Origin of the sequence: Burkholderia sp. BCC0398, assembly GCF_902833245.1 — a bacterium.
Taxonomy (GTDB): Bacteria; Pseudomonadota; Gammaproteobacteria; order Burkholderiales; family Burkholderiaceae; genus Burkholderia; species Burkholderia sola.
In genome coordinates this window covers 308,302-328,100 of sequence record NZ_CADFEM010000004.1, presented here as the reverse complement: position 1 = coordinate 328,100, position 19,799 = coordinate 308,302, and the positions used below count along the sequence as shown (strand labels likewise).

At 67.7% G+C, this 19,799-nt stretch carries 11 protein-coding genes; 9 read left to right on the top strand and 2 right to left on the bottom strand.

The genetic code is table 11. The annotated features are described in order from the left end of the window. The first annotated feature begins 494 nt into the window (after positions 1–494). Together HWX76_RS10680 and HWX76_RS10675 are read left to right on the top strand one after the other, a co-directional pair. Complete coding sequence (locus tag HWX76_RS10680; RefSeq protein WP_050011880.1) at positions 495–1,829, top strand: FAD-binding oxidoreductase; 1,335 nt, start codon at positions 495–497, stop codon at positions 1,827–1,829. 60 nt (positions 1,830–1,889) lie between these two features. Beyond that, the gene (locus HWX76_RS10675; protein ID WP_176015788.1) at positions 1,890–2,984 is read left to right on the top strand and encodes a potassium channel protein; all 1,095 of its coding nucleotides are present in this window, start codon (positions 1,890–1,892) and stop codon (positions 2,982–2,984) included. Between the two features lie 119 nt (positions 2,985–3,103). On the opposite strand, the gene HWX76_RS10670 is transcribed toward HWX76_RS10675, so the two are convergent. Beyond that, positions 3,104–4,291 carry a GGDEF domain-containing protein gene (locus tag HWX76_RS10670; RefSeq protein ID WP_089489474.1) on the bottom strand — a complete coding sequence of 396 codons (1,188 nt, stop codon included), beginning with the start codon at positions 4,289–4,291 and terminating at the stop codon, positions 3,104–3,106. A gap of 174 nt (positions 4,292–4,465) precedes the next feature. Further along, a complete protein-coding gene (locus HWX76_RS10665; protein ID WP_050011877.1) occupies positions 4,466–5,374 on the bottom strand; it encodes a LysR family transcriptional regulator in 909 nt (302 codons plus the stop codon). Between the two features lie 143 nt (positions 5,375–5,517). Between HWX76_RS10665 and HWX76_RS10660 the strand changes: the two genes are divergently transcribed. The 7 genes from HWX76_RS10660 to HWX76_RS10630 all read left to right on the top strand — a co-directional run bounded on the left by HWX76_RS10660 (position 5,518) and on the right by HWX76_RS10630 (position 19,609). Continuing rightward, positions 5,518–6,390 (top strand): NAD(P)-dependent oxidoreductase, encoded by an 873-nt coding sequence (locus HWX76_RS10660; protein WP_050011876.1) that lies wholly within the window; start codon positions 5,518–5,520, stop codon positions 6,388–6,390. 54 nt (positions 6,391–6,444) lie between these two features. Further along, the gene (locus HWX76_RS10655; RefSeq protein ID WP_050011875.1) at positions 6,445–7,962 is read left to right on the top strand and encodes an aldehyde dehydrogenase family protein; all 1,518 of its coding nucleotides are present in this window, start codon (positions 6,445–6,447) and stop codon (positions 7,960–7,962) included. Between the two features lie 48 nt (positions 7,963–8,010). Next, entirely contained in the window at positions 8,011–9,345 is a 1,335-nt protein-coding gene (locus HWX76_RS10650; RefSeq protein WP_050011874.1) for a DUF3100 domain-containing protein, read from the top strand. 69 nt (positions 9,346–9,414) lie between these two features. After that, the gene (locus HWX76_RS10645; protein WP_050011873.1) at positions 9,415–10,605 is read left to right on the top strand and encodes a M20 aminoacylase family protein; all 1,191 of its coding nucleotides are present in this window, start codon (positions 9,415–9,417) and stop codon (positions 10,603–10,605) included. Positions 10,606–11,167: 562 nt separating this feature from the next. Beyond that, a complete protein-coding gene (locus HWX76_RS10640; RefSeq protein WP_176015787.1) occupies positions 11,168–15,556 on the top strand; it encodes an autotransporter domain-containing protein in 4,389 nt (1,462 codons plus the stop codon). A 651-nt stretch (positions 15,557–16,207) separates the two neighbouring features. After that, positions 16,208–18,340 (top strand): polysaccharide deacetylase family protein, encoded by a 2,133-nt coding sequence (locus HWX76_RS10635; RefSeq protein WP_089489472.1) that lies wholly within the window; start codon positions 16,208–16,210, stop codon positions 18,338–18,340. 33 nt (positions 18,341–18,373) lie between these two features. After that, positions 18,374–19,609, top strand: coding sequence for a S53 family peptidase (locus HWX76_RS10630; protein ID WP_050011870.1), 1,236 nt, complete (start codon positions 18,374–18,376; stop codon positions 19,607–19,609). Positions 19,610–19,799: the final 190 nt, after the last annotated feature.

Here is a 19,799-nt window from a genome sequence, read left to right as displayed (position 1 = left end):
CTCGGGTAGCCGGAAGCGATTGCCGCAATTGCTTGTTGACCGGCGCCGACCGCGCATGACATGGCTAGATGCCCGACATGGAGCGGGCATGGTTTGCCGTTGCATTGGCAGTCCTGATTGAATAAAAAACGCCGAATGTTTGAGAGGACGATTGCATCGAGCGTCGAGCCCATTCGAAGCAGCCGTTCGCGTTGCGCTCCGCGGCTTCGCATCGTCGAATGGAATTTCCGCAACGGCGTTGGGTGTGGGCGCGCCGGTGTCGGTCGACGTTTTCATCGCTACCGGTATCGATGCGCAAGCGACGGCAACCGTCAATGCAATGCGCGGCTCCGGCGCCGTGGCTTCGGCAGACCCGCGCGACCGCCGTCGGCGTCAATGCGATGGTGGGCCTCGACGGGATGGCCGAATGACGGTTTCCCGCCATTTATCGCTTCATGCGACGACGTTGCCGCGATAAGCTTTGCCGGCCATGCATTGACACTCGACAGAAAACAATGACCACCACCTATCCGCTGCACGACGCATTGAGCCACGCCGATACGGCGTTTCCGCCCGAAGCCGACGTCGTGATCGCCGGCGCCGGCATCATGGGCTGCGCGGCTGCTTACTACCTCGGCCTGCGCGGCCTGAAAGCCGTCGTGCTCGACAAGTCGCGCATCGCCGGCCAGCAATCGACGCGCGCGTGGGGCTTCGTGCGACAGCAGGGACGCGAATCCGCCGAAGTGCCGCTGATGATGGCCGGCATGCGGATCTGGGAACGCCTGGAGCAGGCGCTCGGTTTCGATCTCGAATGGCGGCAGGGCGGTTGCCTCTACATGGCGGACAACGAAGACGACTGGGCGTCGTTCCAGGCGTGGCTCGCCGTGGCGCGCGAGCACGGGCTCGACACGCGCACGCTGACGCGCGCGCAGATCGACGAACGCGTGAATGGGCTGTCGACGCACGCGCGTACCCTCGGCGGCTTGTATACGGCGACCGACGGGCAGGCCGAGCCGCGTCGCGTGGCCGCCGCCTTCGCGGCGCGCGCGACCGAGGCCGGCGCGCGTTTCTTCGAAGGCTGCGGCGTGACCGCGATCGAGACGGCCGGCGGTGCGGTCGTCGGCGTCGCGACCGAACGCGGCACGATCCGCACGCGGCGCGTGATCTGCGCGGCCGGCGCGACCAGTTTCCGGCTACTCGACGGCGTCGGCATCCGGCTGCCGCAGCAGGCCGTGCGCGGCACCTGCATGCGCACCAACGTGGTCCCGCCGGTGACGGCGGCGACGGTGTGGGGCCATGGCCTCGGCATCCGGCAGCGCAAGAGCGGCGCGATCAATCTCGCCGACGACATGCAGGTCGACGTCGATCTGACGCTCGGCCATTTGCGCGGATTGAGCCTCTTCTGGCCGCAATTCTGGTCGCAGCGCGACAAATTCCGGCTGCAACTGGGTGCGTCCGCGTGGCGCGACGTGCTCGCCCGCATCAACGGCTCGACCGGGCCGATCGAGCCGCGCGATCCTCAGCCGCAGCCGAATCGCACGCATGCGCCGCACGCGCTCGCGAAGCTCAAGGCGATCTTTCCCGCGCTGAAGGATGCGCAGATCGTCGAGGCGTGGGCCGGCCTGATCGACGTGTTGCCCGACGGCATCCCGGTGATCGATGCACCCGGCACGCCATCGGGGCTCGCGATCGCGACCGGGTTCTGCGGGCACGGTTTCGCGATGGGGCCGATCGTCGGCCGGCTGCTCGCCGAATGGATCGACACGGGCGCGCCGTCGCTCGACCTGTCGGCGTTTCGCGCAAGGCGTTTCGTCGACGGGACGATGGTGCGGCCGCGCAGCATGCTGTGACGGCCGGGCGCATGCGTTCCCGTCGTAGAATCGAGCCCGCATCCTTCAGGAGATTCCCCGTTGGCCACGCCATCCGATCAGCGCCGCTCGTTGCGCATGCGCCTGCGTCGCGCCCGCAATCCGTGGCAGGCGCCGCGTGCGCGCACGTTGTTCACACGCCCCGCGACGTCGCCGCGGCGCACGCTGCTGTTCCGTCTCGGCGCGGTCGTGCTGTTGTGCATGCTTGCGTTCCTCGTGCTGTATCTCGATCGCGACGGCCTGCGCGATTCGACCAAGAGCACGCCGATGACGGTCGCCGATCTCGTGTACTTCACGATGGTCACGGTCGCGACGGTCGGCTACGGCGATATCGTGCCCGTCACGGCGCGGGCGCGCCTGCTCGATGCGTTCTTCATCGTGCCGATCCGCATCGGCATCTGGTTCATTTTCCTGGGCACGGCGTATCAGTTCGTGATCCAGCGCGTCATCGAGGAATTCCGCATGAAACGCCTGCAGAAGCAACTGTCCGATCACATCGTCGTGTGCGGTTATGGCCTGTCGGGGTCGATCGCGGTGCGCGAGCTGCTGGAAAGCGGCGTCGATCCGGCGACGGTGATCGTGATCGATTCGCAGCAGCAAGCTCTCGAGGCGGCGACGTCGCTCGGCGTGACCGGATTGCTCGGCGATCCGGCGCACGAGGATCTGCTGCAGCAGGCGCAGGTGCGCGCGGCGAAGGCCGTGATCATTTCGGTGACCGACGATCCGACCGCGATCCTGCTGACGCTGTCGGTGCGCAGCATCGCGCCCGATACGAAGATCGTCGTGCGGATCCAGGAGAACCTGTACCAGCGGCAACTGCGGCAGGCCGGCGCGGATGTGATCGTATCGTCGACGAAGATCGGCGCGCTGCTGCTGGCGGATGCGGTCCATAGCCGCTACATCGTGCCGTTCGTCAACGACATGCTGTCGACGCGCGGGCGCGCGACGCTGCTGGAGCGCGAGGCGTTGCCGCATGAAATCGGCTGCCTGACGAACGTCGTGCCGGGCGCGATCGTGATCGGGCTCGATCGCTGCGGGAAGATTTATTCGTTTTACGAGGATCCGCCGTGCAGGATCGAGGCGGGCGACACGCTGGTGGTGATTCAGTCGGCGCGGATTCCGGATCCGGATGTTTGAGGGCGTTTTGAGTTTTGATAACTCAATGGATTGACTGTTTTTATTTCAGCTGAATTGCCGGATATAGCCATCCTGGCCTGCAACGATATCCGGAGTCGGGCCGCAAGGGCTCCATTCTTTCAAAACACTGCTGCATGTCCGGTGTGTTCGCCCGTTGCGTGGACGAGACGATTTCCGCCGAGCGATTTTGCTCGATACAGTGCCTGGTCGGCAACCGAGAGCAAGTGGGTAAGCGAAGCCGTCTCATGATCCGACTCGGCCAGGCCAATGCTTACGGTAGCGCGAATGCGATTGCCGTCAGTGCCATGCGATATCGCCGCGAACCGGTTTGCGATGGTCTCTGCCACCGTTCTTGCGCGGTGGGTGTCGTAACCTGGCAGCAGCGCAGCGAATTCTTCGCCGCCGATGCGCGCGAGAACCACGCTCGTCTCTGCGTCGACAACGGATCGAACCGTATCCGCGAATGACTTCAATACCTCGTCGCCGGTTTGGTGCCCGAAGCGATCGTTAATTCTCTTGAATTGATCGAGATCAAATGCAAGGAGAGCGACAGGTAGCCGACGTATCCCGTGCTCGTGGATAACCCGGTCTCCCTCTTCGAAAAACAGCCGGCGATTCCCCAGGCGAGTCAAGTAATCGGTACGGGACTCCTGCAAGAGCTCGCCATGAATTTCTTCCCGTGTCAGGCGGAGCAACGTCATCGGCAAAATAACGGAATAAAGGACCCCTTCGTACATGGTGATTTTGCTGGCAATCGATTGTGCGCCGGCTCCAAAGACCGAGATCAGCCATGGCAGGGCGAATGCTCTGGTGGCATAGAACAGGGCGTGGATTCCCGTCACCGCCACCGCGACGCGTCGGGATTGAACCGCTGGAATGCCATCGCGTCGCGTGAGCTCGAAGGCCGTCATGGCGGAGACGAGCGCGATCGGGATTGCGCTGACATAGAGCCAGATGACCGTCTGAGAGGACGCTGTAGAGGCTGTCCATGTCAGCCCCATCAAGAGAAGCAAACCCGTTGAGCTTTTGACATACCGTCGGCCATTGAACATTGCCACGGCGTGCAGAACCAGCAGATAGCCACCCAGAATCACGAGGTTGCTCACGGCGGCGCCAGCGGCGCCCAGCAGTTCGCGCCGAAATGTCGCGAGTGCGCAGCCGCCACCGAGTGCCGCATATCCAATCGCCAGCATTCGCAGTTCGTTGCCGCGCTTGGGATGTGAAATATGTTCCCAGTACGTCATGGCGGAACTGGCAAGCAACGTTCCGATCGCCAGCAGGTAGAGGGTAGCTAGATCGACTGTCATTGCCGACGCCAAGGCGAGTCCCCGCCACGACGAGGAAAGGTTGAGGGAATACCGAGATAACGGCAGACGCGTCGAATTCTTGAAAAAAGTCCGGTCCGGATCGCCAGCGGCGAAAACCCGCGTTTCCGACAGGGGTGGTCAGGCGTCGCGAGGAGGAGTCGGGCCAGCCCCCCGCTAACGAAACGCCCGCATCTGCCCCGTCATCATCTGCAGCATCTTGTTCGCGGCCACCGACAGCTTGCGTCCCACGCGCGTGACCATGTGCGCCTCGGCGTTCTCGAGGATCGGATGCGCGATGTCGATCGCGAACAACTCCCTGGCCTGCAGTTCGGCCGTCACCGCGAACGCCGGCATCACCGCGATGCCGAGCCCCGATTTCACGAACTCCTTCAGGATCGCGAAGGAGTTGGTGGTGACGACCGGCGTGAGCCGCACGCGCTCCGCGTATTCCACGGCTTCCATCATTTGCCGCGTACCGTAGGACGGGTGAGTGGCCGCCAGCGGGTAGGTGGCGAGCTGCTGCACCGTCAGCACCTTGTGGCTGCGGCGCGGGAAGTCGGGGCCGACGATCGCCATCATCGGCTGTCGCTTCGACGCGCGCGACACCAGCTTGGGCTCGGCGGGCGGGTTGTAGACCAGGCCGATCTCGCCCTCGTCGTTCGAGATCTTGCGGATCACGTCGTTGGTGCTGCCCACGTCGAGGTTGACGCGGATCCCGGGGAACTGCCGGCAGAACTGCTGCATGGGCCCGGCCAGCAGGTCCGACACGAAGCCCTCGCCGAGCACCAGGCTGACCTGGCCCGTCTTCAGCCCGCGCAGCTCCTGCAGGCGCGAGATCAGGTCGTCGCGGTGCGCGAGCTGCTCGCGGAAATACTCGATCACGCAGTGTCCCGCCTCGGTGGGCGTCACGCCGCGCGCGTGGCGCTCCACCAGGGTGGCGTCGAGCTCCTTCTCCAGCAGCCCGATCTGGCGGCTCACGGCCGACGGCGCCACGTCGAGCCAGTCCGCCGCGGCGCGAATCGTGCCGCAGCGCACGGCCTCGTAGAAATAGACGATCCGGCTGTCGGTCAGGGTATCGCTCATGATTCGGGTGTTCTAAAAAAGAGAACAATATCAATATTGGCGTTGATTGATTATACGGGTCGCCGGACCGAACATCGTTGCCATGCAAGGCGGGTGCAAGCTGATGCGCCGGCCTCGAACCAACAGCTATCGGGAGTCGTCGGATGAAAACGGTGGGCGTGATCGGTCTGGGCAACATGGGGCGCGGCATGGCGGGTTCGCTGCGGCGCGGCGGCTACACGGTGCTCGGCTACGACGCGGCGCCCGGCGTGGCGCTCGCGCTGGCCGGGCAGGAAGTGCTGTCGGCGCGCGATTCGGTGGCCGGGATCGCGCGCGACGCCGACGTGCTGCTGCTGTCGCTGCCGACCTCGGCGGTGGTCGAGGCGGTGGTGCTGGGCGCGGGTGGCGTGCTCGAGAACGCAAAGCCGGGCAGCATCGTGATCGACACCACCACGGCCGATCCGGACAGCACGCGGCGCGTGGCGGCAGCCCTGGCCGAGCGCGGCATCGGCTTCGTCGACGGCCCGGTGAGCGGCGGCCCGAAGGGCGCGGCCACCGCCACCATGACGATGGTGCTGGGCGGCTCGGACAGCGATATCGCGGCCATCGAGCCGATCCTCGCGGCGATCAGCGCCAAGCGCGTGCATGTGGGCCCGGTGGGCGCCGGCCACGTCACCAAGCTGCTCAACAATCTGCTGACGGGCGTGCACTTGCTGGTCGCCAGCGAGGCGGTGCGCACCGCGCGCGCGGCCGGCGTCGATCCGGAAAAGCTGGTCGACGCGCTCAACGGCGGCTCCGGCCGCAACAGCGCGACGCTGACCAACTACCCGACCTGGATCTTCAACGGCAAGTTCGATTCCGGTTTCACGATGAAGCTGATGCGCAAGGACGTGCGGCTCGCGCTGGGCCTGCTCGACCAGTTCGACAGCGTCGCGCCGGTGGCGCGCGAGGCCGCGCGCGTGTGGGCCGCGAGCGAGGGTTCCGTCGCCGACGGCGAGGACTTCAACCGCATCGTCGACTTCGTCGATCCTGCCTGAGGCCGGGCAGCCCGCGCCACGATTCCGCTCGACCCACCTATACGGAAACCCGACATGACCCAGCACGCAGACCAGTTGCTTGCCGCCTTCGCCCATTTTTTCCCCGGTGCCGCCACGATCGGCTCGTATATCGACGGCGAACTCGTCGCCGGCCAGGGCGACACGATCCAGCTTGACGATGCGGCGACGGGCGAGGCCACGCTCGCCTATCGCGACGCCGGCGCAGCCGTGGTCGACCATGCCGCCGAAAGCGCGCGCCGCGCGCAGCGCGAATGGTGGGCGCTCACGCATGCCGCGCGCGGTCGCGTGATGCAGGAGGTGGCGCGCGCGATCCGCGCCGAGGCCGAGGCGATCGCGCGGCTGGAGGCGCTAGGCTCGGGCAAGCCGATCCGCGACTGCCGGGGCGAGGTGGCGAAGGTCGCCGAGATGTTCGAGTACTACGCGGGCTGGACCGACAAGTTCTACGGCAGCGTGATCCCGGTGCCGACCTCGCACCTCAACTACACGCGCCGCGAGCCGGCCGGCGTGGTGCTGCAGATCACGCCGTGGAATGCGCCGGTGTTCACTTGCGGCTGGCAGGTGGCGCCCGCGGTGGCGATGGGCAACGGCGTGCTGCTCAAGCCCTCGGAGCTGACGCCCTTCACGTCGCTGGCGGTCGCCAGACTCGGCGAGCGTGCGGGGCTGCCGCGCGGCCTGGTCAACGTGCTGGCCGGCTTCGGCCACACCGCCGGGCAGGCCGCGATCGCGCATCGCGTGGTCAGCAAGGTGGTGTTCGTCGGTTCGCCGGCCACCGGCGCGCGCATCGCCGAGGCCGCCGCGCGCCGCGTGCTGCCCTGTGTGCTGGAGCTGGGCGGCAAGTCGGCCAATATCGTGTTCGCCGATGCCGACCTCAAGCGCGCCGCGCTGACCGCCCAGGCGGCGATCTTCGCCGGCGCGGGCCAGAGCTGCGTGGCCGGCTCGCGTCTGCTGGTGCAGCGCGCCGTCTACGACGAATTCGTCGCGATGGTGGCGGCCGGCGCGAAGAAGATCCGTGTCGGCGCACCGCTCGACGAGGCGACCGAGGTGGGCCCGATCAACAATCGCAAGCAGTACGACCACGTGATGTCGATGATCGCGCGCGGCGTGGCGGCGGGCGCCACGCTTGCCAGCGGCTCGGCCGAGCGCGTCGGGGAAGGCCGCGGCGGCTACTTCGTGGCGCCCACCGTGCTGGCCGGCGTGTCGAACGCGATGGACGTGGCGCGCACCGAGATCTTCGGGCCGGTGGTGGCGGCCATCCCGTTCGACACCGAGGAGGAGGCGATCGCGATCGCCAACGACACCGACTTCGGCCTGGCCGGCGCGGCCTGGACTACCGACGTGGCGCGTGCGCATCGCGTGGCCGCGCAGGTGAATGCCGGCACCTTCTGGGTCAACGGCTACAAGACCATCAACGTGGCTTCCCCGTTCGGCGGCTACGGCATGAGCGGTTACGGCCGCTCGAGCGGGGTCGAGGCGCTGTACGAATACACGCAGACCAAGAGCGTGTGGGTCGAGACGGCCGAAGCGCCGCCCACCGCGTTCGGTTATTTGTAATCACCGGCCCGCATGCGACGGCAGCCGGGCTTCAAGGGGAGACTCGTCATGGAACACGCACTGGGTATCGAGCGCCGCGAGCTGGGCGGCGCGGCCACCGCCAAGGTCCTGCTTTACGCGGCCGGCATCCTGCTGGTCGCCGAATGGATCGGTTCGTTCACGTTCAAGCTCGGACCGGGCAAGGTCGTGCTGCTGCCGATGATCTGGGCGCTGCTGCTCGGCGCCGCGGTCGGACTGGCCAGCGCGCGCTGGAACAGCAGCGCGCGCCTGAGCGTGCCCGACCAGTTTTTCGCGGCCGCGATCCTGCAGCCGGCGCTGTTGCTGTTCGTCTCCAAGCTCGGGTTGATGGTGGGCAGCGCGCTGCCCAAGCTGGCGTCCGCGGGCTGGGCGCTGGCCTTCCAGGAATTCGGCCACTTCGTCGGCACCATCCTGCTCGGCCTGCCGCTTGCGTTGCTGCTCGGCATCAAGCGCGAAGCGATTGGCGCGACCTTCTCGGTGGGCCGCGAGCCGAGCCTCGCGATCATCGGCGAGAAGTACGGGATGGATTCGGCCGAAGGCCGCGGCGTGCTGGCCGAGTACCTGACCGGCACAGTGTTCGGTGCGGTGTTCATCGCCGTATTCGCGGGTTTCGTGAGCAGCCTCGGCATCTTCGATCCACTCGCGCTGGCGATGGGCTCGGGCGTCGGCTCGGGCAGCATGATGGCGGCCGCGTCGGGCGCGATCGCCGCGCAGCAGGACCCGGAGACGGCGAAATCGGTGCTCGCGTTCGCCGCGGCCAGCAACCTGATCACCACCACCATCGGTACCTACTTCACGCTGTTCATCTCGCTGCCGCTCGCGGTCTGGGGCTATCGCGTGCTGGAGCCGCTGATCGGACGCACCACCAAGGCATCGGCGCAGCCCGAGGCGGCCAGCCCGTCGCTGGGCGACGTGCGGACCGAGGCGCCCGCGCTCGGCTACGGCGGCAAGCTGCTGGCCTGGATCGTGACGGCCGCGATGGCGCTGGTGTGCGACTGGATTGCCCACGGCACCACCCCGCTGGCGGGACTGCCGGGCATCGCGATCATGGTGTGCGCGACGATCGTCGGCGATGCGCTGGCGCGTGTGACGGGGCGGCGGATTCCGGCGGTCTGCTGGGTATCGGTGGTGGCGATGTTCCTGACCTCGCCGTGGTCCCCGTGGGCATCGCAGATCGCCGCGCTCAGCTCGCACAACGATTTCCTCGGCGTGACCACGCCGATGCTGGTGTTCGCGGGGCTGTCGATCGCCAAGGACATCCCGGCCTTCCGCCGGCTCGGCTGGCGCATCGTGCTGGTGTCCTTCGTGGCCAATGCCGGCACCTTCATCGGCGCGACCCTGGTGGCGCAGCTGTTCCATATCTGATCCGATGCGTCGCGGCGCGGCCCGCCGCCGTGCCGCGACGCGACGACCGACAAGAGCGCTTCCTTCCGCATGACACTGATCGATTCCATCGTCGCGTACGCCGACGAACTGACGGCGATTCGCCGCGATATCCATGCCCATCCCGAGGTGGGCTACGACGTGTTCCGCACCGCCGAACTCGTCGCCGAGCGGCTCGAGCAATGGGGTTACGCCGTCACGCGCGGCGTCGGCCGCACCGGCGTGGTCGGCACCTTGAAGCGCGGCGGCAGCGCGCGCGCGATCGGCCTGCGCGCCGACATGGATGCGCTGCCCGTGCACGAGGCCAACACCTTCGCGCATCGTTCGACGGTGCCCGGCGCGATGCATGCGTGCGGCCACGACGGGCATACCGCGATGCTGCTGGGGGCCGCGCGCCATCTGGCGCGGCATGGCGAGTTCGACGGCACCGTGCAGTTGTTCTTCCAGCCGGCCGAGGAGGCGGGCGGCGGCGCGCGCGCGATGATCGAGGACGGCCTGTTCGAGCGTTTTCCGGTGGATGCCGTGTTCGGGCTGCACAACTGGCCCGGCATCGCGGCCGGCGATTTCGCGGTGCGGCCGGGGCCGCTGATGGCGTCGACCAGTCTGTTCCGGATCGACTTGCGCGGCGCCGGCTGCCACGCGGCCATGCCGCACCTGGGCCGCGATCCGGTGTTCGCGGCGGGACAGGTGCTGAGCGCCCTGCAGGGCATCGTCACGCGCAACCGCAATCCGATCGACGGCGCGGTGCTGTCGGTCACGCAGGTGCATGCGGGCGAGGCGATGAACGTGGTGCCGACCGATGCGTGGCTCGGCGGCACGGTGCGGACCTTCTCCGAGGCGACGCTCGACCTGATCGAGACGCGCATGCGCGCCGTGGCGGCCGCGACGGCCGCGGCCTTCGATTGCGAGAGCGAGGTGGATTTCCAGCGCCAGTATCCGGCCACCGTGAACGACGCCGGGCAGACGGCGGTGGCGGTGACGGTGATGCGCGAGCTGGTGGGCGACGCGCATGTGAACGCAGCCGTCGATCCGACCATGGCGGCGGAGGATTTCTCGTTCATGCTGCGCGAGAAGCCGGGTTGCTATGCATTCCTCGGGAACGGGGCGGGCGATCATCGCGAGCATGGGCATGGCGGCGGGCCTTGCCTGCTGCATAACGCCAGCTACGACTTCAACGATGCGTTGTTGCCGGTGGGCGCGAGTTATTTCGTGAAGTTGGTGGAGCGGGTTCTGGCGCGGTAGGGACGCGGTGGCGACTTTTCGGAGGCGATCGCCAACTTGGCGGCACCTCGTTCGCCGGTATCGGGCAACACGGCGACGAATTCCTCATCGCGTAGCGTGTGGCGAGATCGTTGCTCCGCCGCGTATGCGCGCGGATGCATCGAACATCGACCGAAAGCGCATGCAGTCACGCGTTCGAGCGCATGTCCGGACCTGCGCCGACGGCATATCGACGGGGGCAGCGAGCGCGGCCGCGTTTGACGCGAGCGTGACGCGAAGGCCGCGACGAAGCGATGATGATGCAAGTCAAGCATGGTTGCCCGGCTCGATCGCGAGGGGTAGTCGGCCGTGCTTTATCTTCCTCTCGCCCTTGGACAGTGGCGGCCCCGCGACAGCGCTGGATGTGTGTTCGCGGCAGGTGTTATATTGCGCGCGCATGCGCCCCGACCGATGAGCCAACACAATCAGTATCCGCGGACCGGCGCGCCATAGAAAGACAACAACGACGGGTCCGTCGCGCCACCGGTACAGCCTCTTCGTGACCAGCGCCAGGCCCATGGGTCTATGCACCGAGGGGATCGACATGAACCGGGTCTATCGGCTGGTCTGGAGCCGTGGCTTGCGTGCTCCGCAAGTGGTATCCGAACACACGAGGGCATCACACGGCGGAGTCGACGCCGGTCATGGCGCCACGCCCGCGCGCCGCTGCGCTTCCATCGCTTCCGTCGTTTCGATCGGCGTGTCGCTCGGCCTGGCCGGCGCGGCCGTCCCGGGTTGGGCCGTCACGTGCTCTTCCGGCACCATCGCGAATTGCAGCGCCCCCGGCGGCGCCGGCATCCCGGACCGAAGCGGCAACGGCGGCAGCGGTAACGGCGGTGGCGGGGGTTCCTCCACGTTGGGCGGCGGCTCCGCCACGGTCCAGGTTCCCGGCGGCCCCACGTCGGGCGGGACCGGCGGCACCGGCGCGACGAACGACAGCGGGCAGGGCGGCGTCGGCGGTGCACCCGCGGTGGTGCTTGCCGGCGATGCGGTGGTCAACGCGAACGCGCAAGGCGGCGCAGGTCAGGCCTTCGACGGATTCAATTTTGCCGGTGGCGCGGGCGGCGGTGGCGCGGGCGTGTATTCGACCGGCACCAGCGTGACCGTCAGCAACGGCGTGACCGTGCAGGGCGGCAGCGGCGGGAATGGCGGTGCCGGCACGTCGGGGCCTGCGTCGAACGGCGGCGGTGGCGGGGGCGGAGGCGGTGGGCTGGTCATGGTGACGCCGGCGGCCGACGTGATGAACCAGGGGACGCTCGTCGGCGGAAACGGCGGCACCGGGGGCGGCGGCGGAAACCCGGGCGGCGGAGGCGGGGGCGGCGACGGGCTGCTGACCTTGGGCCCCGGTTCGCAGGTAACCAATCTCGGGACCGTCGTCGGTGGCGTGGGCGGCGTCAGCGGCGGCGGCGCAAGCACGGCCGGCGCCAGCGGCGCGGGCGTCAACCTGGCTAGCGACTTCACCGTGCTGACCAACGTCGGCACGATCACCGGCGGCGCCGGCAACGGCGGGGCTGCCGGTGCCGGTGTCATCGCCAATGGCCGCGATGTCGTCGTCAACGGCGGCACGATCGCGGGCGGCTTGTACGCGGACGGCGTGACGCGCGCATCAGCCATCCGGTTCAACGGCGCGAACAATACGCTGCAGTTGGTCACCGGGTCCAACATCGTCGGTAACCTCGAGGTGACGGCCGGGGCGACGACCACCATCACCGCGGGCTCCGCGGGGCTCTCGTTGTCCAACCAGGTCACGCTCGGCGATGCCGCGTCCCGCGTGACCTTCGATTCCACCACGACCGACCTCGTGGTGTCAGGCGTGATATCCGGGGCGGGCAACGTCGCTGTGCGCGGTGGCCGAACGATCATGCTGACGGGAGACAACACCTATACCGGCGGCACCACGATCACCGCCGGCACGCTGCAGATCGGCAGCGGCGGGACCACGGGCTCCGTCGCCGGCGACATCGTCAACAACGGCACGTTGGCGTTCAACCGCAGCGACACGGTGTCGTATGGCGGCACGATCAGCGGGACGGGCAGCCTCATGCAGGCGGGGACCGGCACGCTCGCGATATCCGGCGTCGCCGGCTATGCGGGGAGCACCACCATCAACGCCGGCACGCTCGCGCTGATCGGCGCGGGCAGCATTGCTGCTTCCAGCGGAGTCGTCGCGAACGGCACGTTCGATATCTCGGGGACGACCGCGGGGGCGACGATCAATGCGCTGACCGGGACGGGCACGGTTGCGCTGGGCGACCGCACGCTGACGCTGGCCAATGCGGCCGGTACGTTCAGCGGCGCGATTGGCGGCACGGGCGGGCTGACGGTTGCGGGCGGTACGCAAACGCTGTCGGGCGCCAACGGCTTTACCGGTGCAACGTCGATCAACGCCGGTACGCTGGCGTTGACCGGTTCGGGCAGCGTCGCCGCGTCCAGCGGCGTCGTCAACAACGGCACGTTCGATATCTCGGGGACGACCGCGGGGGCGACGATCAATGCGCTGACCGGGACGGGCACGGTTGCGCTGGGTGACCGCACGCTGACGCTGGCCAATGCAGCCGGCACGTTCAGCGGCGCCATTGGCGGCACGGGTGGGCTCACCGTGGCGGGCGGCACGCAAACGCTATCCGGCGCCAACGGCTTTACCGGTGCAACGTCGATCAACGCCGGTACGCTGGCGTTGACCGGTTCGGGCAGCGTCGCCGCGTCCAGCGGTGTCGTCAATAACGGCACGTTCGATATCTCGGGGACCACCACCGGCGCGACGATCAATGCGCTCACCGGCAGCGGCACGGTCGCGCTGGGCAGCCGCACGCTGACGCTGGCCAATGCGGCCGGCACGTTCGGCGGGACCATCAACGGGACCGGTGGAGTGACCGTCGGCGGCGGTACGCAAACACTGTCGGCGGCGAATGCCTACACGGGCACCACCACGGTCAATGCCGGCACGCTGGCGCTGACCGGCGCCGGCAGCATTGCCGCCTCGAGCGGCGTCGTCGACAACGGCACGCTGGACATTTCGGCGACCACCTCCGGCGCCACGATCAACACGCTCACCGGCAGCGGCACGGTCGCGCTGGGCAGCCGCACGCTGACACTCGCCAATGCGGCCGGCACGTTTGGCGGAACCGTCAGCGGCAGCGGCGGGCTGACGGTTGCGGGCGGTACGCAGACGCTGTCCGGCGTGAACACCTATACAGGCGCGACGACGGTTAACGCGGGCACGCTCGCGTTGTCGGGCGCCGGTCGGCTGGCATCGTCCACGGCGGTCACGCTCGCCGGCCCCGTGGCCGCGCTCGACCTGTCCGCGGCCGGCAGCCAGACGGTCGCGCATCTGTCCGGCGTGGCAGGCAGCCGCGTGGTGCTGGGCGGCAGTGCGCTCACGCTGTCCGACGACTCGTCGCAAACCTTCGGCGGCAGTCTCGTCGGCACCGGCGGCCTGGTCAAACAGGGCGCGGGCATGCTGACGCTGAACGGTGTCAGCAACGCGTTCTCCGGCACGACGACGGTGGCGGGCGGCACGTTGGCCGTCGGCGACGCGGCGAATCCCGCCGCGGTGCTGGGTGGCAACGTCGTGGTGAATTCGCTCGGCGCGTTGCGCGGCCACGGCACGATATCGGGCGACGTCAGCAGCAGCGGCGTGGTCGCACCGGGCGGCTCGATCGGAACGCTGTCGGTGGGCGGCAACTATACGCAGGCGGCCGGCGGCACGCTGTCGATCGAGGTCAGCCCGACGGAAGCATCGCAACTGCGCGTAGGCGGCGCCGCGACGCTCGGCGGCACGTTGGCCGTTCTGTTCGATCCCGGCACCTATACGGCCCGCCGCTACACCGTGCTGAGCGCGGCCAACGGCGTGACGGGCCATTTCGCGACCGTCGGCACCACCACGGCCGGCGCGAATCTCGGCGCGTTGCAATCGTCGGTGGACTACGGCGCCAACGCGGTCGACCTGCTGCTCGCCGAGCCGACGGGGCCCGGTACGCCGGCCGGCCCGACGATCATCGCGCCGACCAGGACGTCGATCTACTCGGCGCTCGGCACGATGGCCTTGCTGCAGGCGCAGAGCGCCAGTTCGACGCTGCTCGGGCGTCTGGCGGCCCCGGAGGACGACGCGTCCGGCTCCCGCAACGTGTGGGCCGTTGCCAGCGGTTCCAGCACCAAGGTGGGCGGCACGAGCGGCGCGCCGGGCTTCCTCACGCACGCGTACGGGTTCCTGGCGGGCGGGCAGGGACGGCTCGGCGACGCCACCGTCGGTGCGGCCGGCGGCTACACGCACACCGCGCTGTCCGAAGACACGACAGGCGCATCGGGCGCCATCGACACGCTGCGCGTCGCGCTGTACGGCGCGCAGCCGATCGGCGCGGTCAACCTGTCGGCCACGCTCGGTTACGGTCTCGATTTCCTGTCGCAGAAGCGGCCATTCGGCAGCGCGGGTACCGCCGAAGGCGACCATCTCGGCCACGAATTCACCGCCGCTACGCAGGCCAGCCTGCCGATGGCGGCCGGCGGCTTCCGGTTCGCGCCGCACGTCGGGCTGCGGTATGCATACGTGCGCGGCAGCGGCTTCAGCGAGGACGGCGCCAACGGCCAGAACCTGCACGTCGGCCCCGACAGCGCGAGGAGCCTCCAGCCATACGTGGGTGTGTCGCTCGCCAAGGCGTTCGGCGATGCCGTGCGCCCGGTCGACGTCCAGCTGCGCGTCGGCTATGCGCACGAGGTGCTGCGCGGCAGTCGCGTCGTCCAGGTGCAGAGCCAGGACGGGACCGTGTTCGCGGCGCCGGGTACCGATCTGCCACGCTCGTTCCTCACCACGGGCGCCAGCGTCACGCTGCAGGCCGCCAAGACGACCACGGTATCGCTCGGGCTGGATGCGACGATCAATACGGGCCATGTGTCGGCGCAGTCGGCATATGTGCGCGTCAATTCCAGGTTCTGACCGCGTGGGAACAGGGATGGTGAAACGGGTCTTTCGATGTGGCGGGTTGTCCCTCGTCTTCAATCGATCGATGAACCGTCGTCAATTTCCTATGCTTCGCAGGTAGAACCGCACGCCGTGCAGGCGAGCCCGGCACGGCCACATGCGTGCCGAGCCGGTGTTGCACGGCGGAATCATTTTCCGTTGAATCCCCGCGCGCTTGCCGATGCCCGACAACGCAGGCAGCGATCGGAAGCCCCATCCGGCGCGGCGCCGAATAGCCTCACGTCGTCCATCGCGACGGTTCCCCCGGCCCCGCTTCATTACCCGCCACGTGCGCCGTATCGGCGCTGTAACGTTTTTGGCGCGATTTTCCCGTGCCGGATGCCCGGCATCGCCGCGGGCCGTCCCGACAACGCAGTCGCGAGACTGGCACGTTGTTCGCTTCACCGGGGGGCGGTAGGAACGATAGTCGCCATGCACTCCTGATCGTCCGACAAATCGACGCGCATGCGTCGCGGGGCGTCCGAAACACGGCACGTTCGCTCTGCGCCGCCAGCCGATGGCGCACCCCGATCCGGACGCGGACCGCTCGATCATGACGAGCGCAACGCGCACGCAGTGACGAGTCGAGCATCGGCTGTCATCCCACCTCCTACGGGGAGAGAAAAAATGTCGGCCAAGCCAATCCGGACCCTACGAGCGTTTCTGATCGTCTTTTCCGTTTGCCTGATGACGTTGGCACCCGGGCGGGCGAGCGCGTTGTCGAACCAGTTGCTGTTGCTGCTGCCGGACAACTTCACGTTGCCGGACCCGCGTGTGTCCGCATGGCTCGATTCCGCGGCGGAGGAGGGACTGCAGATCTCGCTGATCAGCGACACGCAATTCAAGCAGGGCGGCACGTCGCTGCAGCAGTACCAGGGACTCATCCTGCCTGACCAGGTGCATACGGTCGCCGACGATACGCTCGTGACCGCCATCCAGAGCTATGCGTTGAACGGCGGGCGCGTGATGCTCGTCTATGATTTCGGCGTACTGAACGCGACGGGTTTCTATCCGGCCGGGCAATCGCGTTTCAGCTCGATGGCCGGCGTCAACTACGTGCTCTACGACACGCTCGGCGGGAACATGATCGGCCTCGGCAACGTGACCGGCATGGGCAGCACGTTGCGCGCGCTACAGATTCCTCCGGGGAAGTCGATGGCATGGCCGGGCTCGACGACGGCGGCGACCGCGTTGGCCTCAACCGCGTCGACTACATCGACCGGCTCGACGACGAACCCGTTGCTCTACCTGCAGCCGAGCCCGTCGAACCCGGGCGGGCTTGCCGGTTACAACCATCAGGCGTATTTCACGTACAAGACGGTCAACGGGCGCATGACCGGCGTGCCGCTGAATCTCGGGCGCGTGTCGGCCGGCGCAAAGGTCGGATCCGGATCGTACTCGCCGACCTCGACGATGCTGTCGCCGGTATCGACGGCGGTGAAGGGCGCGACGTCGTTCGCGACCGCGTCGCCCGCCGCGACGACCGACGTGCTCGAAGGCATCTCCGGCTACGTATACGGCTTCCTCACCTATCCGAGCTACGTCACGCAAGGCACGTATACCGGCACGACGCTGCTGACGTCGCCGAACTTCGGGCTCGTCGCCGGCTATCAGGCGTATGGAAACGGCGGCGTGATGTTCGTCAACCTGCCGCTCGCGTATCTCGACGGGCAAACCGACAGCATGCCGATCCACGGCTTCCTGCATTACTTCACGACGAACATCCTGTCTATGCCGCACCTGTCGCTGCAGCCGCGGGCGCAGGCCGGGATGGTCCTGAACTGGCACTTCTGTGCGCGAGATCAGATTCAGCCGGCGCAGTACCTGAAGAATTACGGCGTCTGGAACAGCGGCCCGTATTCGATCGTGATGACGGCCGGCCCTGACGACGTGACGATCGGCGACGGTCTCGGCATCAACCTGACGAACAATACGCAGGCGAAACAACTGGTCGCGTTCCTGCTCAAGCGCGGGCACAAGGTCGGCAGCCACGGCGGCTGGGCGCACGACTACTGGGGGGCGAACGCGAGCGAAACCAATGCGAGCACGTTCACGCAGTATCTGGTGCTGAACCACAATGCGGTTCAGTCGGTGACGGGCAAGCCGGACGTCGAGTGGGCGGCCCCGGAAGGCAATACGCCGACGTGGGCGGTGAACTGGCTCGAATCGAACGGCTACTCCGGCTACTACTTCACCGGCCATACCGGCAATGCGCAAACGCGTGCGTATCGCAACGGTTCGCTGCTGAATCCGGGCATCTGGGCGTTTCCGGTGATGCCGTTCGGCAAGTATGCGACGTTCGAAGAGTTCCAGGAGTTCGCGGTGCCGACGACGGACGTCCAGAACTGGTATCTGTCGCTGATGGATTTCGTCGTCGCGAACCGCACGAGCCGGTTGATCTACATGCACCCGCTGGGCGCGTCGTGGTATCCGAACGTCGTCACGACGATTCTCGGCTACGCGTCGTCGCTGGCGACGACCGGCCAGTTCAAGTGGTTCACGATGGATCAGCTCACGCAGTTCGACCGGCGCCGTCTGCTCGTGAACTGGACGGCGACCGATACCGGCACCAGCTGGACGTTCAGCGCGACGCAGCCGACCAGTCTGCAGGACATGACGTGGCTGTTGCCGAAGAGCACGTACCAGTTGCCGAGCGTGAAAAGCGGCAGCGCGACGGTCGTGAGCACCGATCCGGTCAACTGGCTGGTCATCGCGGGCTCGGGCAAGTCGCTGACGTTCACGAGCGCGAAGGTGCACTGACGCGCGCCGGCTCCTTTGCCAACGGGGAACACCATGAAGCGAGCTTCGTTTGCGCGTGCGCTGCGCATGCTGGCCGTATCGGCGAGCATCGCGCTGATGTTCGGCGTGTCGTTCGCACAGTCCGCGCATCGAGCGCCGCGCGGGTTTGCACGGCCGCCGCTCCATCTGCATGGCGCCGCGAAACGGAATCCTGTGGGCCTGTCGCCGCAGCAGATTCGCCGTTTCTACGGGTTCGACGCGTTGCCGGCGCGCGGCTACGGTGGCGACGATCAGATCATCGCCATCGTCGATGCGTACGACAATCCGAACGTCGAGGCGGATCTGCGCTTGTTCAGCCGCACGTTCGGCCTGCCGCCGTGCGCGTCGCCGCGCTGCTTCACGAAGGTGTACGCGACGGCGGACAAGCGTCCGCCGCCGCCGGACGCACTGTGGGCACTCGAGAGTTCGCTGGACGTGCAGTGGGCGCACGCGATCGCACCGAATGCGCGGATCGTGCTGGTCGAAGCCGCATCGAGTTCGCTCGATGACCTGATGAGCGCGGTCGCACTCGCGACGCGTCCGGCACCGGGCGGGGTCGGCGCGAAGGTCGTGTCGATCAGTTGGGGGAGCGGCGAGTTCCTGGCCGAAACGCAATTCGACGGGCAGCTCGCCAGCGCGAACGGCGTGTCGTTCGTCGCGGCATCCGGCGACGGCGGCAACGGGGTCGACTACCCGGCCGCGTCGCCGTATGTGCTGAGCGTCGGCGGCACGTCGATCGCAACCGATGCGAGCGGCGCCTATGTCGACGAAACGGCGTGGGTCGGCAGCGGCGGCGGGCAGAGCGCCGTCGAGACGGCGCCGACGTATCAGTCGAACTTCGGACTGCCGTCGAATAGCCTCGGGCTGCGCGGCCTGCCCGACGTCGCCTATGACGCCGACCCGGCGTCCGGCTTCGCGGTCTACGATTCGTACGGCTATGCGGGGCAGGGCGGGTGGTTCGTCGTCGGCGGCACGAGCGCCGGCGCACCACAATGGTCCGCGTTGATCGCGATCGCGAACAGCGTGCGCATCGCGCGCGGCAAGACGACGCTGAACGCGGTGAGCGCGATCCAGAGTGTGCTGTACGGGCTCGCGTCGAGCGCCTACGCGACGAACTTCCGCGACATCGTCAGCGGCTCGAACGGCGCATGCGGCACGCTTTGCACGGCGGCAACCGGATACGACTACGTAACCGGTCTCGGGCGCCCGATGGCCGCCAATCTGGTCCAGGCGTTGATCGCCGCGCCGTGACACGGGTAAGGCCGCGGAAGAGGCAGGCGGGCTCGATCACGCTGACGGCTGGTCGACATCGCCGTTAGCGCGAATGGACGATTCCCCTCGCACCCTGTAATAGCCTTCGATCGACACGTCCGGATCCCGGCTCCGGGCTACGCGCCAAACGGCGCGCGACTGTCCATGGAGCGCCGGCCGGTCCACCGTT

Excerpts from the sequence above, each read along its gene's own strand:
- HWX76_RS10680 (WP_050011880.1), top strand. The coding sequence starts at position 495 with ATGACCACCACCTATCCGCTGCACGACGCATTGAGCCACGCCGATACG.
- HWX76_RS10670 (WP_089489474.1), bottom strand. The coding sequence starts at position 4,291 with ATGACAGTCGATCTAGCTACCCTCTACCTGCTGGCGATCGGAACGTTG.
- HWX76_RS10665 (WP_050011877.1), bottom strand. The coding sequence starts at position 5,374 with ATGAGCGATACCCTGACCGACAGCCGGATCGTCTATTTCTACGAGGCC.
- HWX76_RS10660 (WP_050011876.1), top strand. The coding sequence starts at position 5,518 with ATGAAAACGGTGGGCGTGATCGGTCTGGGCAACATGGGGCGCGGCATG.
- HWX76_RS10655 (WP_050011875.1), top strand. The coding sequence starts at position 6,445 with ATGACCCAGCACGCAGACCAGTTGCTTGCCGCCTTCGCCCATTTTTTC.
- HWX76_RS10650 (WP_050011874.1), top strand. The coding sequence starts at position 8,011 with ATGGAACACGCACTGGGTATCGAGCGCCGCGAGCTGGGCGGCGCGGCC.
- HWX76_RS10645 (WP_050011873.1), top strand. The coding sequence starts at position 9,415 with ATGACACTGATCGATTCCATCGTCGCGTACGCCGACGAACTGACGGCG.
- HWX76_RS10640 (WP_176015787.1), top strand. The coding sequence starts at position 11,168 with ATGAACCGGGTCTATCGGCTGGTCTGGAGCCGTGGCTTGCGTGCTCCG.
- HWX76_RS10635 (WP_089489472.1), top strand. The coding sequence starts at position 16,208 with ATGTCGGCCAAGCCAATCCGGACCCTACGAGCGTTTCTGATCGTCTTT.
- HWX76_RS10630 (WP_050011870.1), top strand. The coding sequence starts at position 18,374 with ATGAAGCGAGCTTCGTTTGCGCGTGCGCTGCGCATGCTGGCCGTATCG.